Below are 22,106 nucleotides of genomic sequence, written 5' to 3'. Positions count from 1 at the left end.
ACGGCTCGCTCGCAATTCGCAATCGGTAACCGTTACAGACGTTCAGAAAGATTGGATACGTTGAGTTGATAATCAGGTCGGCACTCACGAGATCACTCATCCCGGAATTCCTGACCGGAGCGGGACGAAATCAGCGGGAGATTGCTTCCGCACTCAGCAGCAGCCGCCGCGAGTTTTTACGGAACACCGCAGGCCTCGTGCTCGGATCCACGCTCTCCGGCGCTAGCCCCTTCCTGCGCGGAGAGAGCGTCCGCAAAAAGCGCAAGGTCATAGTAGTTACGTTCGGCGGCGGCGCCCGGGACCAGGAGACTTTCGCGCCCGAAGGCCAGGAAAATATTCCCCACTTGCTTAACGAACTGGTTCCTCAATCCAGCTTCTTCACCCATGTTTCGAACCAGGGAATCCTCGGCCACTACGTTGCCACCGCCAGCCTCACGACAGGCGTTTACGAAACACTCAACAACTTTTCCGCCGTTGCTCCCGAGCACCCGACGGTCTTCGAATACTTCCGCAAAGACCTAAAACGCCCGGCGTCCGATGCATGGGTTGTTGCGCCCAGCAACGGCTTCAATCGCATCGGTGAAAGCGAATGCCGTTCTTACGGTCCGGGAACAGGCGCGACCGTCATCCTCCCAAAACATCTGCTCGCCGCCGCGACCTCCGGCGGCGCCGCGGACTTTGATCATCTGCTCCGCGACAACTACGAGAATCCGCTATACACTCCCCAACTCGGCGGCGGCGAGTTCGAACTACAGCAACTCGACGGCATCCTCCGCCTCTCTGTTGCAGATTTCATGGCGCACGCCCGGACCCTTTCGAGTCCCGACGAACTCTCTATTTACATAGCCAAGCGCCTCATGCAGCAGGAGGCGCCCAGCCTTCTCTGGATCACCATGCACGACATCGACGTCGCCCACTCCGGCGCATACTCGCTCTATATCGAGGGAATTCGGCGCACCGATCGCCTCTGCACAGAACTCTGGAACGCCGTTCAAGCTAATCCTGAATACGCCGGCAATACGACCCTCTTCATACTTCCTGATTTCGGCCGCGACTCGGATTACGATGCCGGCGGCAACGGATTCCAGCATCACCGCACGGGCGACGTTGCCAGCCGCACAACGTGGATGATGGCCCTCGGAGCAGGCGTTCGCGAGGGCGTGATCTTCAATGACCCAATGCAGTCCATCGACCTGGTACCCAGTCTCGGCGCAATCATGGGCTTTTCGCCCGCCCAATCCCAGGGCAAGCCCATCAAGGATCTCTTGTAATCATGTTGCCGCGCGCACTCCAACCCGAGAATTTCAAGGCCTACCCGCCCGAGGCCAGAACACTCGTCCTCGCTCATATGGAGGTCATCCGCCAACTTCCCATTACATTTCTGCCGAGCCTGCTGCGCGAGGTCATCGAGTATGACTTCAAATTCCCAAGAGAAAGAGAAGCAATCGATAAGGAGCTTTCGACGATCGCCGCGCTCTCCCCGTCGAAGGCCAACGAATGGTTTGAGCCGTTTCAGGCAATCTCAATATCTCCAAAACTGGAGAACTTGGATTGGATCAATTCGCCAGCACAGTTCATTGAACAGCAATCCGCTTACCTCTGGAGCACTCACCAGCTTGATGCATTTCGCAAGGCAGCCACGGATTACGGCAACCGCCTGCAGTCGGCCTTCCCGCTGCAGCCTCTACCCATACGCAGACTCGGGATTGCGATCATCGGCCAGGGTGTTTCCACCTACGACGATCCGTTGTTCCGCAACTTGCGTGCACACGGTACCTACTTCACCCAGATCAAGCCCCAGAACGGACTGAATCTCCTTCTTGCTGCGGCTGCCACTCGCGCTGATGCTCATCCCGCTCCATTTGGCCACTGGTATGTCGATGGTGCAGCCGCAGCGGAGCACAGTCCGCTCCTGACGTCTGTCTCCTACCAGGCCATGCAACCTATGCGCGCGGCGCTCCTCAAAGACATTCAATCGGAGATTAAACGCCCCGGCATGGGCCCTGAAGAATTGCGTACGTACCTTGCGCGTTTGAACCCTTCCGATCTTGGTGCGGGCGGTGGGGGCAATGCGGTTCTCGAGCGCTTCAAGCTCAAGATCCTCACGGAGGGTTCCGGAACGCAGATTTTTGCTACCGCTTTTGCCCAGTGGACAACTCGCGAAGCCCTGCGCCGCGCTGAGCCACTCACATTGTTGGTCCGTTTCGCCCCACGGCAGAGGCAGCGCCCCATGAACGAGATGCTTTCAAACGCTGGCGGAGACACTGAAATCGACCCCGTGGGCTCGCTCGTCGACGCCGACATGGGCGCCTACTACCACTGGATCAATCAGCAGCGGCTCCCGGGCTTCGACCAGTCGGTCTTCCTTGTGTGGTTTGAAGGCCACAACCAAGCCCTGGTGATCGCCCCTACATTGCCCCGGGGAACGCAATCAAGTTCCGCGCTCGACCTCGGCCAGCTCTTGACATTGGCCCTCAGTTAAGCGCCGACCTCCGCATCGACTCCAAACTCATCTCCTCCTCTCGCAGTGCGCTCTTGTGATCCCCAACATGGAGCACTCTTTCACATTCGGCCTACAATGACGCTGTTTTCAGCCTTATGCTTCGCGACATGGCAGAACTCCCAACGTCCGCGCAGCCGCGCCCGGAAAGGTCATTCATGGAGATTGAAAACCCCGTTGACGCTCCCGACACCACATATGCCAGCGGTTCAAGCAACTCCATCGACGAGTCCAGGCGCACCTTCCTCCGCGCCGCGGGCCTTCTTGTCGCAGGCCTTGTCCTGCCCCAGTCGCGCGCCGATCAACGATCGCTGCCAACCTCGACATCTGAGCAAAAAGTCATTCTCGTCGTCATAGGCGGTGTGCGGCGCGCGGAGAGCTTTTCGCGCGAAGGATTGGAGAATATTCCTCATCTCATCCAGGACCTGCTGCCTCTCTCGCTCTTCTACACGCACGCACGCAACGACGGCGTAACGGCTCACTTCAACGCCATCTCCAGTATCCTCACCGGAAACTGGCAGCGCGTCGACGACTGGGGAAAGCTCGCTCCCACAACTCCCACATTGTTCGAGCAATTCCGTAAAGCCAGCCGCGCCGGCCGCAGCGACACATGGGTAGTGGCCAGCAACAAGGCGCTCACCAGCCTAATCGGCGCCAGTTCAGCAACGGGGTTCGGTCCTGAATATGGCGCCAACGTCGTTTTTCCGAAGCAACTCATGCTCACAGCGGTCGAGGAGGCGCTCCGCTCTGGCCGGACCGCCAACATGGCCGACCGCGTGAAGGTCGAAGCGGAGTTGCAGAACGCGCTTGAAGGTAGCAACTTCGAAGGCCTCGGCTGGAACGTGTTTGACGCCGCCGCCCAGCTTGATCCTCGCGTTGAGGGCAGCATCAAAACAGCCATCGCGAATTTCGTTCGTGGCGGCGGACCCACCTCCGGAGACGAACTCACTTTCTTCATGACCCGCGAAGTGATGCGCAAGTTCGCGCCTCGGGTGCTTACAGTTGCATTTTCTGACGTTGAAGCCGCGCACTTCGGCTCTTACTCACTCCATGTCGCCGGCATTCGCACCGCCGACCGGCTTGCCTATCAACTCTGGCAGGAAGTGGAGTTAAACCCCGACTATCGCGGCAAAACTACCATGGTAATTCTGCCTGAATTCGGCCGCGATCCCGATGGCTCATCGACAAACGGCTTCTTCAATCATCGAGCTAACGAAGACTCTACTCGCGACACGTGGATGATGGCGCTCGGAGCCGCTATTGACAAGCCTCAGATTATCGAGCGCCCGATTCGCCACATCGACGTTTGTCCAACGCTCACACAAATCCTCGACTGCCGGGGCATCGAATCTCAGGGCGCAAGACTTCCGGAATTTCGCGCGTAGCATTGTCATTTCGCAGGAAAGAAAAATGAAAACTGCAGACGGATTATCGCAGAATCTCCAGGACGCCTTGAATAACGGCGTGCTGAAACGCCTGCCACTCACGTTTCTCCCCTTCGTCAATGAGCAGCTGCAAAAGTGGCAGTATCTCTTCCCCAACGAGCGGCGCTCGGTTCAGGGGCTGCTCCTCTATGTGGACAGCCTGAGCCCGCAGCAATCCTTCGCGCTCTTCAAAAATGTGGTTCAGCTAGAAGAGAAGATGGACGTCCGACACTGGCAGTTTTCCACCACCGAACAAACCATCCAGAACTCCTCTCAACTGGCCCGCTCGCCCTGGTTCCTTGAATGGCGCCAAGCAGTGCAGGCCGTCTTCGACACCGTCGATCAACAATCCCCGCAATCCAAAAGCTCCTCAGCGAAGCGTCTCGTCCTCCTCGACATCCCACGTCCGCTGCCCCTGAATCCGGCAACCGCCTGGCGTCGCTGGCAGGGAATCGGCAAACCTCTGCATTTGCAATTGGACAAAGACTCAGTCGACCCGTTCGAATTCCTTCTCGCCGGCGTGCCCTCTTCCAGTCCCAACCGGTCCTCATCCGCAGACACGTGGGTCATCGATGCAGGCAGCAGCGCTGTAAATGCAGTCCTCAAGCGCACACCCGAGTTTCTTTCAAAGCCGACTTCCATCCTCCTCAGCTACGAACGTCTTTCCTCCTACCGCGAAAACTTTTCCCACGAGATGAACACCATGCGCAAAGACCTCGCCGATGCCGACGCAGTGTTCGATCGCCTTCGCACGGTCGACGTCACCCCGTGGAGCCCTCCCGAAGTCTCCGCCGATCCCGCCGTCCGGGAATTCGTCCGCTCACTCTATCTCAGCGGCAACGGTGCCGTGATCTTCGGAAACTCCTTTGTTGAATGGGGAGCCTCCGAGGCATTCCGACGCGCCCGGCCATCGTTTCTTGCTGCAAAGTTCGGCGTGCGCGCCAAGCCGAAACCATTTACGGGCGTGGCCGTCTTCGACAATCCAGACAAGGTCAACCCCGCGCCCTCCGTCGATGACCTGCCCGGCAGCGCTGCCGACGCCGAAATTCTCGCGCTCTATGTATGGCTCGCCGCGCAGCGCTTCAACGAGTATCAGCATTCCACCGTCTGCGTCTGTCTCGCCGAAAGCACCTCCCAGGCCTACCTCATCGCCCCGACGGAATTCACAGCCGCGTTCCACGCCGATACAGCCAGCTTGCCCCAACTCAGCTCTGCCCTGGCCACCTGGATCTCGTGATCTCCTGGTCTGCTTTTTTTGCTCCTGGATGATCCAAAATTCACCCGCAGCAGTTCCCTCGCTTTCCAACTGAAAACGAACAGCTTAAATCCATATTTTGATGCTCTTTCACAGAGTCCGGCTGGTATAGTTCCCATGGGTTTGGAATAGCATTTTGTTTCATTGCCAAGCCGGTGTTTCAGAAGGGAGTCATCCATTGATCAGACGTGACTTTATCAAGACTGCGGGCGCAGTCCTGGCATCCACTGCATTGCCCGTTTATCACGCGCTTTCCGAAGAACAAATTGCCTCGGGAAGGATGATTCTCCCCATCAACAGGAACTGGCGCTACCAGCCCTCAAAAGTCGCCGGCGCCGAAGCCCCTACTTTCGACGATTCGAAATTTGAACGCGTCGTCATCCCGCATACAAACGTTGCATTGCCCTGGCACAACTTCGACGACAAGGACTACGAATTCGTATCCACTTATCGCCGTCGCTTCAAGTTGCCCCCATCCGCTGCGGGTAAGCGTGTCTTCGTTGACTTCGAAGGAGCCATGACTGCGTCCACCGTATGGATCAATGGCACTCTGCTTGGCGAGTACAAAGGCGGCTTTACGCCCTTCTCCTTCGAACTGACTAAGCACCTGCATCCTCAAAATGAAAACGTTTTAACTGTGCAACTCGATTCGACGGAGCGCAGCGACATCCCGCCCTTCGGCTACGAAATTGACTACATGACATTTGGCGGAATTTATCGCGAGGTTTCACTTCGAGTCGTTCCGCAGGTCTACATCGACAACATCTTTGCCCAACCTAAAGATGTCATGAGCGGCAATCCCTCGCTCGATGTCAATTGCTTTCTCGCTGGCGATCTCGCGGCAGCCGGCTCTATCTCACTCGAGGCAGAGCTGCGCGATGGCGACAAGGTCATTGCGAAAGCGACTCACCCGGTCGAGCGCCCATCTTCGCCAATCGACCCATCGAATCCCGCCACCCCCCTCGATCCCTACACCGACGCCCCCGCCTACACCACAGTCGAAACGCTCAAGGATCCCGCGCGCTTCACCATCTCTCTCCCGCATCTCGCCGATATACAACTCTGGAATCTCGAGCAGCCGCACCTCTACACGGTCCACGTGCGTCTCACCCAGACCGGTAAAGTCATCGACCAGGACACGCGCCGTGTGGGTTTTCGCGAAGCTACGTTCACTGATCACGGCTTCTCGCTCAACGGCAAAGTTATAAAGCTGCGCGGCCTCGATCGCCATCAGACTTTTCCCTTCGTCGGTCAGGCCATGCCGGCCCGCGTGCAGCGCAAGGATGCGGACATTCTACGGAAAAACCTCCATTGCAACATCGTCCGCACCTCGCATTACCCTCAGTCCCGCCACTTCCTCGATCGTTGCGACGAGATCGGTCTTCTCGTTCTAGAAGAGATTCCGGGCTGGCAGCATATCGGCGACGAAAAATGGAAGCAGGTTGCCATCGACAACGTCGGCCGCATGATCCGCCGCGACTGGAATCATCCTTCCATCATTCTCTGGGGAGTCAGGATCAACGAGTCCCTTGACGATCACGACTTTTACACGCGCACCAATGCTTTTGCACACGCCCTCGACGATTCGCGCCAGACCGGAGGTATCCGCTACTTCCAGGAGTCTGAATTCCTCGAAGATGTTTTCACAATGAACGACTTCGGTTTTCCGCTGAAGCCACCCTGTCATCCTCGTTATCTCAACACCGAGTTCGTCGGCCACACCTTTCCTACCAAGACCACGGACGACGATGAGCGCCAGCGCGAGCACACTCTGCGTCACGCGCGCATTCACAACCAGCTTGCTTCGAATCCGCAATACGCCGGCGGCATCGGCTGGTGCGCCTTCGACTACAACACCCACTCCAACTTTGGCGCTGGCGACCGCATCTGCTATCACGGCGTCACCGATATCTTCCGCGAACCCAAACCTGCAGCGGGCTTTTACAAGTCGCAGTGCGATCCTTCTGAAGAAGTCGTGCTCGAGCCCGCATTTCACTGGGCGCGCGGAGATGAGTCAGTCGGATTCACCAAGGCTGTCTTCTGCTCCAACTGCGATCATCTTCAGCTCTTTGCACGCGCCAACTCCGATCCTGCAAACCCGTGGACCCTCGTCGCCGAGGTCGATCCGGACCGTTCTGAATTCGAACATCTCAAGTACCCGCCTTTCGTCCTGGACGTGAGCAAGATCGACCTCAAGAAACTGGGCGCGTTTTGGGGTGACATACGTATCGATGGTTTCATCGGCGGCAAGCAAGTCATCTCCAAGTCGCTGTCCGGCAAGGGAGTCGACACAAAGTTTGCGCTGCTGCCCGATGATCACGAACTGCACGCTGACGGAGCCGACACCACCCGCGTCGTCTTGCGCGTTACCGACGAGTTCGGCGCCATCCGCACCTACGCCAACGACCCAATCACTTTTACGCTGGAAGGCCCCGGAAAGTTGATCGGCGATAACCCGTTCGCACTCGTCGGCGGCACAGGCGCAGTCTGGCTTCGCGCAGGCGAACAGCAGGGCATTCTTCGACTAACCGCGAAACATCCGCGCCTCGGCGTGCAGAAAATCGAAATCAACCTGCTTGCCGCGGTTCACGAGCAGGTTTAGTTTTCAGGTGCAGCACAAGGTCTTTCGGCGCCACCAGGCAGGTGAACTGCGAAACGTCCATCCCTAAGCGCGCTGGATATAGTCCGATTCTTGGAGATCAGCTTGAAATCCAGGGGAGAGAGATGCTCATCATGTCGCGTAACATACTGACCGCCGCACTATTGCTCTCTGCTTCGTTTATTGCCACAGCGCAACCGTCTGGCGCAACCTTCGACGAAGCCACAAAAGTTTTTCGTCTTGATGGCGGTAATGTCACCTATGCTTTCGGTCTGAATTCGCGCGGTGAACTCCAGCAGATCTACTGGGGCGGACGAATTGCCGCAGGCGATCGGATTCCCTCCGCTGTTCCTGAGCGCGAGTGGGCCTCCTTCGATTCCTCCTACACCAACACTCCGCAGGAGTATGCGGGATGGGGCGCTGGCCTGTTTTTAGAGCCGGCGCTCAAAGTCACGTTTGCAGACGGAAATCGTGATCTTGTCCTCCACTACGACAGTTATCAAACCGCTTCCGACGGCTTCAAAATTGTTTTGAAGGATATTGATCGAAAGGTTTTCGTAACGCTGCATTATGGGATCGATCCGGAGTCTGGAGTTCTCGCACGCTCGGCAACAATCGAAAATCGCGAGCCCAAGCCAATAACGATCGAGCAGGCAGCCGCAGCGGCCTGGGCGCTGCCACCCGCTCACTACACGCTCAACTACCTCACTGGCCGCTGGGCAGGCGAGTGGACTCTCACGCAGGAAGCCCTGCATCCCGGCGCACGTGTCATCGAAAGCCGCCGCGGATCCACCGGTCACCAGGCCAATCCGTGGTTCGCGATTCAAGCGGGCGACAAACCCGATGAGAACTCGGGCGAAGTCTGGTTTGGCGCGCTCGCGTGGAGCGGCTCGTGGCGCATCGTCGTGGAACAAGATCAACTCGATGCCATCCGCGTAACCGGTGGCTTCAACCCCTTCGATTTTGGCTACGTCCTTCAAACCGGTCAGTCGCTCGAGACGCCGATCTTCTACGGCGGATACAGTGCCCACGGCCTCGGCGGCGCTTCGCGCATTCTCCACCAATATGAACTTGCGCATATCCTTCCGCATCGTGTTGGCGGTGGCGATTCTGGCGCACCCAAGCCGCGCCCTGTGATTTACAACTCGTGGGAAGCTACCGAATTCAGCGTCACAGAAGAAGGTCAGATTGCGCTTGCGGAGAAAGCCGCGGCCCTGGGCGTCGACCGCTTCGTGATGGATGACGGCTGGTTTGGCCAGCGCAAGGACGACCATGCCGGACTCGGCGACTGGTACGTGAACCCGCAGAAGTTTCCCCACGGCCTCAAGCCCCTCATCGACAAAGTTCACGCCCTCGGCATGGACTTTGGACTATGGGTCGAGCCAGAGATGGTCAACCCCGACTCCGATCTCTACCGCAAGCACCCCGATTGGGTGCTCAACTTCCCCGGTCGTCCGCGCTCTGAGCAGCGCAACCAGCTTGTGCTGAACCTCGCGCGCCCAGACACTCGCGACTACATCCTCGGATTCCTCGACAAGCTTCTTACCGAGAACGACATCGCTTTCCTTAAGTGGGACTACAACCGCAACTGGAGCGAGCCCGGCTGGGACCAGCTACCGGCAGCCGAGCAAAAGAAGGTCTACGTCGAGTTCACGCGTAACTTGTACGCTATTCTTGCCGAACTCAAGAAGCGCCACCCGAAGGTCGAACTCGAGTCCTGCTCCGGCGGCGGTGGTCGCGTCGATCTCGGCATTCTCCAGTACGCCGACGAGGTGTGGCCCTCCGACAACACGGATCCTTTTGATCGCCTCTCACAGCAGGACGGCTTCACCTATGCGTATACGCCACAGATCATGATGGCCTGGGTCACCGACTCGCCTCACTGGTTGAATAAACGCGCTACCTCGCTCAGTTACCGAATGCTCAGCTCTATGCAAGGTTCGCTCGGCATTGGCGCCAACATCAGCAAGTGGACCGATGAGGAGATGACCTCCGCCAAGCGCCTCATCGCTGCCTACCACCAGGTTCAGCCAACGATCGTGCAAGGGGACCTTTATCGGCTTATCTCACCGCTGAACGGTAGCGAGTTCTCTGCCACTGAAACCGTCAATCGCGACAAGACGCAGTCGGTGGTCTTCGCTTTCATCCACTCGACGCAGGAGGGCCGTAAATTCCCGCGGCTCACGCTCAAGGGCCTCGACCATGATGCGAATTATGCACTCACGCCCATCGAAGGCGCCGTGGAGAAGGGAACTCCTGCAATAGCCAGTGGAGCATGGTGGATGAATCACGGCTTCGACATTAACGACAATTTCAGAGGCGACTTTCAGGCCGCTGCCTTCCGCCTGGACAAGAAATGAAGCGAGTTTCGAGATGGAATCCATCATCACTGGAGAAAAACTGAACCGTATTTCTGCCGCTGCGACACCGGCTGTGATTTAAGTGTTGAGCGATCTTCAGCGCGTCTAAGTTGTGTCGTTAATTTAGGAAGCTTGGGGGAACATTCGCCTCACGCATCCAACAAATGAGTCTGAATCGATCGCCAACTACAAAGGATCCTGATTGCAAAGTTCGACGAATCGAGTTCGACGAAAATAGTCCACCGAGCGGGGGCTCTTTCAGGTTTGCCAGTCCCACAACTGCGTTCAGTTCCACAAACTCCGATACTCTCTTCGAATACCTCAGATGCTCGGCCGCTCATAGATCCAGTCAACTACATGGAAATTATGGAAAACAGAAAGCGTTAAACGTAACAAAACAATATGTCCGGCACCCTATTGGCGCCAACGCCCAAACTCAAAATCCGCTTGAAAGGTGCCGACCGGTCCCTGCGCCATACCCTTGCCATTGACCTGCCGAGGACGGGTTTTTTCATTATTCGAGATAGAAACAATGAACGAAGAAATATGAGTCGGTTTTTGGTTGCACAGACCAACTACTATTTGTATGATTCTTCAAGACCATCAAAGTGGGCTTGCAAGCACGAAGCGATTTCAACCGCAAAGCGGCAGCGGCGTCGCCCAAAATCCAAGGGCTTTCAGTTATTCCTTGGGAGTTCGTTGTAATTTATAGGGATCTCGCCAGCCGCGGATCGCAAAGGTAAGTCTGTTAGCAAGGAATGCGCTCTATTTATGCATTTCGAGGTGTTTCGAGACCCTGCAAGGTCACATCGAACACTTGAATTTGCACTTTCAAAATCGGCTTTGAAAGATAAAAAAGTTGGTTTTGTTTCTTGCTGTTAGACAATTCAGCGCACCGGGCGAAGGCCGTTGGTGATGTGCTTCAAGCGCCGCCTTACGGACAAGTGTATCGGTCTCGAACTTCGCGTTTCTCGTGAAGATCGGCTTTTCCCTGCGACGAATGTCTTGGCCAATCTTTAATACTCCAGAGGCATTTGTTGCGCCTTATGATGATCGATCCCGCTTCTTGTGCTTTTGTCGCGATCACTCGCTCCAGCGACTACAAGCCCGCAGACATACGCCACCGTGTGGCGGCCACCGTACATATCAATAGATGCCTAAAGCGGCATCCTGCACACAGTCGATTGGAAAATATTTCTAAGGTTCCGCAAACGCCCTCACTTCTACAGAACGACAGCGACTTAACGATCCCTTTCGCAGCTAAAGGAATCGCTGGAACTCTTTGTAAGAAAAGCTGTATCTGCATTGCGGCGTCGACCGCTGCCACGCAATCCGATTTGCGAATCGCCGAACCAAACGATATAGCCGGTCAAGTGACCGACGACACATTCCTTCCGGCTCGGCAGTCGCAGAATCATCGTAAGCACGGCCACCCCACGGAAAAACGGATCGAAACGCCAGAAAAGCCGTCCCGTCTATTTTTGCCCAACTAGGGCTTTGTTTTGCCTTTGCGCCTTGGTTTGAGCTCGTTCAGTTAGCGGACCTATGCACGAGAGCGCTATCTGTGATGCGAGTTCGAGCTGTTCCCGGCCATTGCGGCCGAGAGATTGATCACCGTTTATTTAACCCGCAGAGGCTCTCACATGCAGTCAACAAAATTCATCACCGCCATGTTTCTTGCGACTCTGGCTTTTGCCGGAGCCCGTGCGCGCTGCCAAGCGAACATCACTGAAAGCCAAAACCCCGCAATCTATGTAGATAGCGAAAAAGGCTCCGATGCCGCTCTCAATGCCATGACTACAATGAGCGCAAACGCCGCCCTCGCAAAGATTAACTCCGTGGGTACGAGCGTTGCGCCTCTTCAAACGATTCAGTCCGCGATCAATCTGGCAACCTTGAAAAATCAACTGAACGTTGGCGCGAAAATCATCGTTAATCCCGGTGTATATCGTGAGTCCCTTAACATTGGAGCGAGTCAAACTGCCGCTCCGCTGACGATCGAGGCAGCCACGACGGGCACCACCTACATTTCTGGCTCGGACGCAATAAGTGGCGGCTGGAGCGCCCAATCCGGTGGTGTCTACTCCCACGCGTGGACCTACAATTTCGGCACGTGCCCGACACCTTCTGGTTGGCCATCCATGTCGACCCTTGCGCGTCGAACAGAGATGGTTTTCGTGAATGGCAACTCGCTCACACAGGTTTTGTCCTCGTCATCGTTAAGTCCCGGCAAATTTTATGTGAATGAAAGCTCAAATCAACTACTTATCAAGCCTCCGGTAAACACCAACATGTCAACAGCAAGTGTGGAGGTTGCAACTCGCTCGCAGATCTTGAGCATATCCGGACGCAGCAATGTGGTTGTTCGTGGCATGGTGATTGAGCATGCAAGAAGCTGTGTAAATCAAAATGCTGCAGTCATCTCTAACAGCTCAGGCGTGCTGGTCGACAATGTTCAAGCGGTCTGGAACAACTGGGGTGGATTGGAAATCTCAAACAGCAACAATATCACCGTGCAGAATTCTGTTGGGAGCCACAACGGTGGTGTGGGTTTTCACGGTTATCAGGATACAAATTCCCTCTGGGAAAACAACAAGACCGATTACAACAACTGGAGAGGAGCCGAAGGGGGTCTTCTCGATTGGGGTATGGGTGGCTTCAAGTCGATGTTGATGCACACCGCGACGGTACTGAATCACCACTCCTACGGCAACCAGGCGCAAGGCTTGTGGTTCGATACAGACAATAAGAACATCACAATCAACGGCGTCTATCTCTCTAATAACGAATTGGCCGATTTGCAGCTCGAAGCAAGTGAGGGGCCGATTACAGTGGAGAATAGCCACCTGTGCAACTCGCGGGCAGGCGTGGAGTTGCTCAACGCGGCGAAAGTCACTTTCAAAAGCAACACCTTCTATAACAACGGAACTTCAGGTCAACAGTATGACGCACAGATTTTTCTCGGCGGCAGAAGTGGCGGCCACGTAATTCGCGACTGGCAAAGCGGTGCGTACTACAACATATATACGAACGACACGGTCATGACGGGGAACGTCGTGGTGGACAGCAACTCGGGTCAGCATGTGTTTGGAACGTACCTGAGTAGCGGAGCCTTTTATGACTTCAAGAGCACATTGAACGCAGGAAGCAATCGTTGGTACGACCCGCATACGACGTCTGCATTCGAGCTGGTAAACGGTTCGAAAGTAAGTTTCTCAGGGTGGAAGAGTGCAATGGGAACGGACTACAGCTCGAGTTGGGGCGCTCCATCTTCATCGCCTGCCGGCGCCTGCGCTATCGCTGCCCAGTAGTCTCAACCTTCAGCCGTATTCCTGACGTTTACGGGCATCCAAGTTTCCTTGGATGCCCGTTCTGTCATAGTTATCCGCGCTGCGCAAAAACCGTGAGTCGCCATGTCGGCTCTGCGGTGCTCAACTGCGGTCGAGCGTGAAACGATAGTTAAGGCCATTCAATCTTTTTGATTTGCGGGGGACGCTGGTCCACCGAATCACAAAGTCTTTCCACCTTCTAACGCAAAGCGTCCGACTTCGAACACTCTTTCTCACTTGTGAACGCAACTTCGCGACGCTGAGATGGCTAATTTGTTGATTTCAAGCGTCTGTGGCGAAATTCCTTTGGCACGCGACATGCTCTTGTTTTGTTCAAGGTTACGTGTGTGGAGGTCCCCCCTTGCGAATTCTGCTGCAGGATCTGGGTTATGCTTTTCGCCAGTTGCGTAAGACGCCGGGGTTCACGGCGACCGTGCTGCTCACGCTCGCCCTCGGCATCGGTGCCAACGCGGCGATATTCACGCTGGTCAATGCAATCCTCCTCCATAACCTGCCGGTAACAGATCCCAAGACCCTCATCCGCATCGGCGATACAGACGATTGCTGCGTCAATGGCGGTTGGAATAAGGAGGGGGACTACTCGCTCTTCGCCACGGACACGTACTACATGTTCAAGAAGAACCTTCCAGAGTTCGAGGAGTTGGCCGCGATGGAATCCGGCTACGCCTGGCGGCCCATTACCGTGCGTCGTTCCGGACCCCAGACCATCGCCAAATCTGTTATGGGAACCTTCGTCTCGGGTAACTACTTTCGAGTCTTCGGTCTCTCGCCCGCAGCCGGCCGGCTTTTTATCGACGCCGACGACCAGAAGGGCGCACCCATTACCGCCGTCATGAGCTATGACGCATGGATGCAGGATTATGCGGGCGATCCCAGCGTTGTGGGCAGCGAGTTCTACATCAATACCAAACCGGCCACCATCATAGGTATTGCGCCCAAGGGATTCTACGGGGATCGCATCGATACCAATCCGCCCCGGTACTACCTTCCCATGAATACGATGGATCCGGTTATAGGTGCACCGTACTTCACCGATCCTGACAGCCAGTGGGCGTACATTATCGGTCGCGTGAAGCCGGGAACTTCCGTGCCAGCCCTTCAGGCCAAGGCTAGTGCGCTGCTCAAGCAGACTTTCGCGCCACTCAAGACATTTACCGATCAGCGCGCCAAGGAAGCTCTGCCCCGCACTCATGTTGTACTCACGCCGGGCGGTGGCGGTATCCAGAATATGCAGGATGGATACAAAGACCATCTCAAGCTCTTGCAATGGATCGCCGGTCTCGTCCTTCTCGTCGCCTGCGCTAACATCGCCAACCTGTTGCTGGTGCGCGGCATGAGCCGTCGCGCTGAGCTTTCCATCCGCTCCGCACTTGGAGCCCAGCGCAGCCGTATCGTCCGCCAACTCCTTACTGAAAGTGTTCTTCTCTCGGGCCTTGGTGGCTTGCTAGGCCTCGCTGTCTCCTATCTGGGAGCACACGCGCTACTTGCTCTCGCATTTCCAAACCAGGAAAACATGCCGGTGTCAGCCTCGCCCTCTCCACTGGTCATCGGTTTTTCGTTTGCGCTTTCGCTCATTACGGGAGTTCTCTTTGGTCTCGCGCCCGCCCTAATGGCCGCGCGCACCCAGCCCGTCGAATCGCTGCGCGCCAACGCACGCACCACCGCTCACGGAGCATCCTTCCTTCAGCGTGCACTGGTTGTCCTCCAGGCCGCGCTTTCCCTTGTGCTGCTCGTTGCTGCTGGCCTCTTCGTGCAGAGTCTCAACAAAGCTCAAAACGTCGACATGCGACTGGATGCCACCAATCGCTACATCGCCCACATCAATCCGCAAGCCGCCGGCTACAAGAACACAGAGGTCGAGCCTCTGTATCAGGCCATCGTAGACCGCTTCCATGCCATCCCCGGCGTTGTTAAGGTCGGCCTCTCCACCTACACGCCGATGGAAGAAAACAACTGGGGATCCGGCGTAAAAGTTCAGGGCGACCCAGACCTGAACAAAGGCGCATCCTGGGTGAAAGGTACCGCGGAGTACTTCGACTCCGTTGGTACCCACGTTGTTATGGGCCGCGGCTTTACATTGCAGGACACGCTGAATGCGCCTCCCGTCGCCGTCGTCAACCAGGAATTCGTCAAGCAATTCTTCGGCAAGCGCAACCCAATCGGTCATCGTTTCGGCTTCTCCGGTCCACACCAGGTGGGCCTCGATGGATCGCATGAGATCGTCGGCGTCGTAGAAGACACTACCTACACGAGTGTCTACTGGAAAGATCACGCTATGTACTTCCTTCCTCTGACACAGCGCGCAGGCAATGTGAACGACCCAGACAGTCCTCTCGAAAAGGATCAATCCATGTTTGCCGGCGCACTGGTTATTCAGACCAACCGCCCTGTTCCCGGCTTTGAGAAGATTGTCAGTAGCACCTTGGCGAGCATCAATCCCAATCTCACCATCGTTAAATTTCAGACCTTCCAGCAGCAGATTGACGATCGGTTCATCGAGGAACGGCTGATCGCGCGCCTCACTTCTCTCTTCGGTATGCTTGCGCTTCTTCTTGCCGCCATTGGGCTCTATGGCGTCACCGCCTACACGGTCGTCCGCCGCACGCCGGAAATCGGCATCCGCATGGCACTCGGCGCTGCACGCAGCCGCGTTATCGCCACCATCATGCGCGGAGCCATGCTCCAGACCATCATCGGCCTCGCGATTGGAATCCCGATTGCCATCTTCTGCGTGCGCTACGTCAAATCGCAGCTCTACGAGATCACCAGCGTAAATGTTCCGGTCATGGCCATCGCCATTGGAGTGCTCGTGCTCGCGGCTGCCATTGCTGGAATCATTCCGGCGCGGCGTGCGGCCTCCATCGACCCCGTGCGAGCCCTGCGCATCGAATAACGTGCAGCTTTGCATCAGTCTTGGGAATCGCACTTTCGCGACTGACTAACTTCACATTCATTCCAGAAGGAACTCCCGGTTGAGCGGTTAGAATTTGTGTGCTCGAAGATGGGAGAGTTTCGATGACCCTTACCGTTGCCGGTTTGCGCAGGTCGTGCGCATTTGTTTGTTTTGTTCTGTCGAGTGTCGCGGGATCGATGGCAATTGGGCAGCAGTTGCCGACTGCCTCGCCCGAATCGGTCGGGTTGTCGTCAGAACGGCTGCAGCGGATTGCCGTAGCGGTGGACCAGAGCATCAAGGACCAGCAGATTGCCGGCGCGGTCACGATGGTGGTCCGGCATGGCAAAGTTGCGTGGGTGAAGGGCCAGGGCATGCTGGACCGCGAGTCCGCCAAGCCGATGCCACAGGATGCGATGTTCCGGATCTGCTCGATGACAAAGCCGATCACCACGGTGGCCGTGATGATGCTGTATGAGGAAGGGAAGTTTCAGCTCGAAGATCCAATCTCGAAGTATCTGCCCGAATTCAAGAATCCCAAGGTGCTGGTAAAACCTGCGAACGGGGGCGCAGCTTATTCGATTCCGGCAACGCGTGAGATTACGATTCGCGATCTGCTGCGGCATACGTCGGGTCTGACGTACAACTGGAATCAAGACCTGGGAAAAATGTATGACGACGCAAATGTCGCGACTGGGATCATGCAATACGACGGCACAATCGCCGACAGCGTGAAGCGATTGGCCGCTCAGCCACTCCTCTTCAATCCGGGTGAGCGTTGGGAGTATTCATTAGGCGTGGATGTACTGGGGCGGCTCGTCGAAGTAGTGTCGGGGATGCCGCTGGATGAGTTTCTCAGGGCGCGCATTTTTGAGCCGCTAGGGATGAAAGATACGTACTTCTTTCCTCCGCAGGAGAAGGTGAGCAGGCTGGCTACCGCATACGGGATCTTCGACGGCAAAATGACCCGCTTTCCTGACAAGCCGGTCGTGGACGGTTTCCTGACTTACTCAGCGGATTATCCATACAACGGACCGAAGAAGCTCTTCTCAGGCGGCGGCGGCCTAGTATCCACCGCGGAGGACTATGCGCGGTTCTGTCAAATGGTGCTCGACAATGGCACGATCAATGGGAAGCACCTGTTGAGCCGCAAGACAATAGAGTTGATGACGCACGACCAACTGGGGAAGATTGGGCCGGAGCAGGGATTTGGGCTGGGCTTCGGTATCGATGGCACGAAAGCTCCGCTGGATGAACTCGGTACGCCCGGCGAGTTTGGGTGGGGCGGGTTTTTCTACACCACCTTCACTATTGACCCGAAAGAACAGATGATCGTGATCTTCATGGTGCAGTTGCACCCGGCAGGCGATGTCAATATTCAGAACGTGGTAAAGACGCTGGCTTACCAGGCGATCAATGATTGACGAGGCTAGGCCAACGAGGCTCTTCAGGCTAGTTTCATAACTCGTCCTGCACCTTGATCGCACAGCTCGTCCTTTCTCCGCGCGCCGCGCGACCCTCAAACGAAGTAACTCGATATTCATGCGGCTGTCAACGGATCTTCAACTGGCACTTCTACGCTTCACACAGCATTAATGAAGCCTCGATTCGTTCGAGTTTCCGGCTCAGAGCTGGGTTTAGGAGTGCCATGCGTAAGCCATTCTTCTTTCTGTCAGTGCTGCTCTCTTGTGTTGTCGCGTTGAGTCCGGCATTCAGCCAATCCACTAAAGGCATAATCAGCGGTGTTGTAAAAGACTCCGGCGGAGCAGTTCTGCAGGGTGCAAAGATCGAACTGCAACCTCAAGGTCGCCCGATCAGTACCAACGAACTGGGAGAATTCAATATTCAGGAAGTCAACCCTGGAACCTACACCCTCACCGTGTCTTACGTGGGGTTCGGGCCCTACGTCACCTCGTTCACAGTGGTTGCGGGTCAAACTGCGCACGTCGAAGCCGTGCTGAAAGTCGCGAACGCAAGCGACGACGTTATCGTCAGTGCTGATCGCCCCCATGGTGAAGCAGAAGCAATCAACCGCACGCTAGCCGCGGAAAACATCCTGCAGGTATTACCTGCCGACGTGATCGTCTCTTTGCCGAACGCCAACATTGCCGACGCGCTCGGTCGCATGGCTTCAGTGACCATCGAACGCGATGAGGGTGAAGGCAAGTATGTGCAGATTCGCGGCACCGAGCCACGCCTGAGCAATACCATGATCGACGGTGTAACGGTTCCGTCGCCCGAAACCGGCGTACGCCAGATCAAGCTCGATACCATCGCTTCAGATCTCGTGGACTCAGTCGAAATTAATAAGACCCTCCAGGCCAATATCGATGCAGATGGAATCGGCGGCTCCGTCAACCTTGTCACTAAAACAGCCGGCGAAGTTCCCGCTGCTACGTTCTATGGAGTAGGCGGATATACCCCGATCATCGGCGGCCGTACGGTCGATCAAATGGGCGGGACGGTCGGCAAACGTTTTGGTGCGGACAAGAAGCTTGGTCTCCTCCTCGGCGGCACATACGATTTCAATGGGCGCGGCATCAACGACATTGAACCAAGTCCCACCACAAGTAGTGCCGTCCCCCATTACGACAGCATGGATCTGCGCGACTACATCTACTACCGCACCCGTTGGGGCATGACCGCAAGCGCCGACTACAAGCTGAGAGAAGGCTCAGATATCTCGATACGGGGACTCTTTTCCACTTTCCGTAACTGGGGAAATAAATGGGTCTATACCTTAAACGACGGGGATGTCCCCCAATACAGCCAGGATTGGCGTCGTCCGAATATGGCGGTAGGCAGCCTGGCATTGCAAGGGAAGCATGTCTTCAACGCGTCCACCGTCAATTGGAGCGTCTCCGCAGGCCGTTCGCGTTCACTGAGCGGCAGCGGTAGCGTCAAGTACTCGTGGGTGGGCGATCCCAATATCGACTGCACCAACGTCCCGGGCGTAAGCGTCAATCGTCCGGGCTGGAGTTCTGGATGCTTCGGTCCCGGTGCAGATAACTCCGAAGACCCGAACAATTACAAGCTGAAAGCATTTGCGCCTCCCACCTTCGGCAAAAGCGCGCAAGTAAACCTTCAGGCCTCGGCGTCGTACGCAAGGTTCTATCACATCGGGACTCATTTCGGCACAATCGAGTTTGGCGGCAAGATCCGCAGTGCTCACAAATTCGACGATACCTACGACGAATCCTTCACGCCAAGTGGAACGACCCTCGTCGCAGCGCATCCTGAATGGGACAGCGATTTCACCGACCCTAACTACTACGACAAGACCTACCACTACGGCCCAGTCACGGACTACAACAAGGTCGAAAGCTACGTGAATCACAATGCAGGCGGCTTTACCCTGAGTGGCGGTCCCGGAGTCAATCCTAACAACTACGATTTCGTTGAGCGCATTCCCGCGGGCTACGTAATGAACACCATTGAACTTGGCAGCCGTCTTCGCCTTGTTACAGGTATTCGATTTGAAGCCACGCATCTCGATACGCTAAGCTTCGACCCCAACCTCAACCCTGCTCCTACGACGCTTACCTTCAAAGCCGGCGGAGATTCTCTTGATGTACTTCCCAGCGCTTCTTTACGCTTCGCCGTGGACAAAGATTCGGACTTGCGTCTTGTGTATGGCCGAGGACTCGCGCGCCCCGATCCACAAGACGTCACCGCAGCGGTTGGCCAACCAGACATCACCACCACTCCGGCGACCGTCAGCATCGGAAACCCGAATCTCAAGGCTGAATACGCCAACAACTACGACATTCTCTACGAACGCTCGTTTAACAATGCTGGTCTGCTTCAGGCGGGATACTTTTACAAAGACATCTCAAACCCCATCGTCACCCTTCAAACGTTGACCACCAACTACAAGTACAACCCCGGCGCACCAACTCTGGTTTCAGAGCCATCGAATGCCGGCAGCGCGCATGTGCAGGGCATAGAGGTTGGGTTCCAGCAGCGATTCTCGTATCTGCCCGGAGCATTCAGAGGAGCAGGACTTTCCGCTAACTACAGCTACACAAACTCGCAGGCCAATGAAGTAGATCCACTGCGAACTGACAGCCCGGCAATGCTTCGACAGGCCCCCAATAGCTGGAACATCAGTCCCACATTCGATACCAAAAAATTCTCGATGCGCGTAGGCATGACTTTTGACGACAAGATGATCTACGCATATCAATACGAAAATCTCGCCTATGTCTACGATGACAATGGCAATCCCGTACTTAACCCGAACGGTACTCAGGAAACCACGCCCAATCCGCAAGTGAACGGCGTCGCCGGTCCAGCGGGCGATAACTACCTCTATTCGCATTTTCAGTTTGATACCCAGGCGAGCTACAAACTGCCGTGGGGCTTTCAAGTTTACGGATACGGGTTGAACCTGAACAACGAGGTATTTGGCTTCTACAATGGCAGCCCGCAATATGTTGTGCAGCGCGAGTACTACCACCCAACGTATGCCGGCGGACTTCGCTGGACCTCGCACCACGAATAAGGTTCCGACTTATAAAATCTTGCTCAATGCGATCGACCGAGATTCCTCGCAAAGGAATCAGGTTGATCGCATTGCACGCACCAAACCGGAAATGAGGGCATTGATTGACTTTCATCAGAACTCGTCTGCTGACGTTCGCCACGATCGCCGGCGGCGTCTGCTTTCTGTCAGCCGCAGGGTTACAAGCAACAGCTCAGTCCCTGCAGGCTTCGAATTCGATCGTGCCGCCATCGAACCTAGCTCTTGAACAAGATGAAAAGAGTAGCAAATTACGACCTGAAGACCTTCCGACGAATTCGCTGATCAGTAAGCCGGGTCCAAGTTTCGTTGTGCAGGAAAAAGAACTGGTAGCCGGCGGCATGGTAATCGCCTTCGGTGATCAGCGCTTTACAGACCCTGCGAACGTCAAAGTGACCAACCCGAGGGTTCGTCAGTTGATGGTTCAGAAGATTGCCGAGGAGCATCCAGACGCGATCCTCATGAACGGCGATATTCCCTACAGCGGGGACGTCGTAAACGATTATGAAGTCTTCAAGACCGAGAGCGCGATATGGAGAAGCGAGCATCTGCGCGTCTATCCCGCCCTTGGCAATCATGAGTTCCACGGAGATCCCCAGCAGGCCCTCCAGCACTGGTGGAATGCTTTCCCGGAGTTGCAGGATCGACGGTGGTATTCAGTGGAACTCGGTAAGAGTATCTACACAATTGCACTCGACAGCGACGCTTCGCTTGCGAAAGGAAGCGACCAGCTGAACTGGCTTGATGCACAACTGACGCACCTTCCGAAGACCACGAAATTTGTAGTGATCAGCATGCACCATCCACCTGTGGCAGATGTGCAGACGCGCATCAATGTGAGCCATAATCCAAGGCCGAATGAGATTGTTTTGCGCGACGAACTTGAAGCGCTGGCTCCGACCATCAAGGCCAGAATCATTGTCTGCGCCGGTCACATACACAACTGCGAGCGCTTCGCTCGCGGTGATGTGACGTATCTCGTATCCGGCGGAGGAGCAGCTAGTCCTGTTCAAGTAGAGCGAACGCCTGAAGACCTATACCAGGGCAGTGAATTCCCCAACTATCACTTCGTGGAGTTCACGATTCATGGAAAGACTCTGATCGGAAAAATGTACCGCCTGGCAGACGCGAACGCGGCTACACCCAAATGGGAGTTGAAGGATTCGTTTGAAGTGAAAGCCAAGTAACTCCGAGCGTTCGGACGAT

11 protein-coding genes are annotated in these 22,106 nt (G+C 55.9%); all 11 read left to right on the top strand.

Annotation, left to right across the window (positions count from 1 at the left end):
- Nucleotides 1-65: 65 nt before the first annotated feature.
- The 11 genes from P8935_RS00445 (at nt 66) to P8935_RS00395 (ending at nt 22,087) form a co-directional block, all read left to right on the top strand.
- Nucleotides 66-1,271: a hypothetical protein gene (locus tag P8935_RS00445; protein ID WP_348263041.1), complete on the top strand. Its 1,206-nt coding sequence runs from the start codon at nt 66-68 to the stop codon at nt 1,269-1,271.
- Nucleotides 1,272-1,273: 2 nt separating this feature from the next.
- Nucleotides 1,274-2,482 carry a hypothetical protein gene (locus tag P8935_RS00440; RefSeq protein WP_348263040.1) on the top strand — a complete coding sequence of 403 codons (1,209 nt, stop codon included), beginning with the start codon at nt 1,274-1,276 and terminating at the stop codon, nt 2,480-2,482.
- Nucleotides 2,483-2,658: 176 nt separating this feature from the next.
- Complete coding sequence (locus tag P8935_RS00435) at nt 2,659-3,885, top strand: hypothetical protein (protein ID WP_348263039.1); 1,227 nt, start codon at nt 2,659-2,661, stop codon at nt 3,883-3,885.
- Between the two features lie 25 nt (nt 3,886-3,910).
- A complete protein-coding gene (locus P8935_RS00430) occupies nt 3,911-5,161 on the top strand; it encodes a hypothetical protein (protein ID WP_348263038.1) in 1,251 nt (416 codons plus the stop codon).
- Nucleotides 5,162-5,357: 196 nt separating this feature from the next.
- On the top strand, nt 5,358-7,781 hold the full coding sequence (locus P8935_RS00425; protein WP_348263037.1) for a glycoside hydrolase family 2 TIM barrel-domain containing protein: 2,424 nt from the start codon (nt 5,358-5,360) through the stop codon (nt 7,779-7,781).
- 131 nt (nt 7,782-7,912) lie between these two features.
- Nucleotides 7,913-10,138: an alpha-galactosidase gene (locus P8935_RS00420; RefSeq protein ID WP_348263036.1), complete on the top strand. Its 2,226-nt coding sequence runs from the start codon at nt 7,913-7,915 to the stop codon at nt 10,136-10,138.
- A 1,643-nt stretch (nt 10,139-11,781) separates the two neighbouring features.
- Complete coding sequence (locus tag P8935_RS00415; RefSeq protein ID WP_348263035.1) at nt 11,782-13,449, top strand: right-handed parallel beta-helix repeat-containing protein; 1,668 nt, start codon at nt 11,782-11,784, stop codon at nt 13,447-13,449.
- A gap of 379 nt (nt 13,450-13,828) precedes the next feature.
- A complete protein-coding gene (locus P8935_RS00410) occupies nt 13,829-16,381 on the top strand; it encodes an ABC transporter permease (RefSeq protein ID WP_348263034.1) in 2,553 nt (850 codons plus the stop codon).
- 122 nt (nt 16,382-16,503) lie between these two features.
- Complete coding sequence (locus tag P8935_RS00405) at nt 16,504-17,802, top strand: serine hydrolase domain-containing protein (protein ID WP_348263033.1); 1,299 nt, start codon at nt 16,504-16,506, stop codon at nt 17,800-17,802.
- A 224-nt stretch (nt 17,803-18,026) separates the two neighbouring features.
- Nucleotides 18,027-20,882 carry a TonB-dependent receptor gene (locus P8935_RS00400; protein WP_348263032.1) on the top strand — a complete coding sequence of 952 codons (2,856 nt, stop codon included), beginning with the start codon at nt 18,027-18,029 and terminating at the stop codon, nt 20,880-20,882.
- 104 nt (nt 20,883-20,986) lie between these two features.
- Nucleotides 20,987-22,087 (top strand): metallophosphoesterase, encoded by a 1,101-nt coding sequence (locus tag P8935_RS00395; RefSeq protein WP_348263031.1) that lies wholly within the window; start codon nt 20,987-20,989, stop codon nt 22,085-22,087.
- Nucleotides 22,088-22,106: the final 19 nt, after the last annotated feature.

It is taken from the genome of Telmatobacter sp. DSM 110680, assembly GCF_039994875.1.
In the GTDB taxonomy this organism is placed as follows: domain Bacteria; phylum Acidobacteriota; class Terriglobia; order Terriglobales; family Acidobacteriaceae; genus Telmatobacter.
This window is presented reverse-complemented; position numbering and strand designations above follow the sequence as displayed.

Coding starts and splice junctions, on each gene's coding strand:
- P8935_RS00440 (WP_348263040.1), top strand. CDS start 1,274: ATGTTGCCGCGCGCACTCCAACCCGAGAATTTCAAGGCCTACCCGCCC.
- P8935_RS00435 (WP_348263039.1), top strand. CDS start 2,659: ATGGAGATTGAAAACCCCGTTGACGCTCCCGACACCACATATGCCAGC.
- P8935_RS00430 (WP_348263038.1), top strand. CDS start 3,911: ATGAAAACTGCAGACGGATTATCGCAGAATCTCCAGGACGCCTTGAAT.
- P8935_RS00420 (WP_348263036.1), top strand. CDS start 7,913: ATGTCGCGTAACATACTGACCGCCGCACTATTGCTCTCTGCTTCGTTT.
- P8935_RS00415 (WP_348263035.1), top strand. CDS start 11,782: ATGCAGTCAACAAAATTCATCACCGCCATGTTTCTTGCGACTCTGGCT.
- P8935_RS00405 (WP_348263033.1), top strand. CDS start 16,504: ATGACCCTTACCGTTGCCGGTTTGCGCAGGTCGTGCGCATTTGTTTGT.
- P8935_RS00400 (WP_348263032.1), top strand. CDS start 18,027: ATGCGTAAGCCATTCTTCTTTCTGTCAGTGCTGCTCTCTTGTGTTGTC.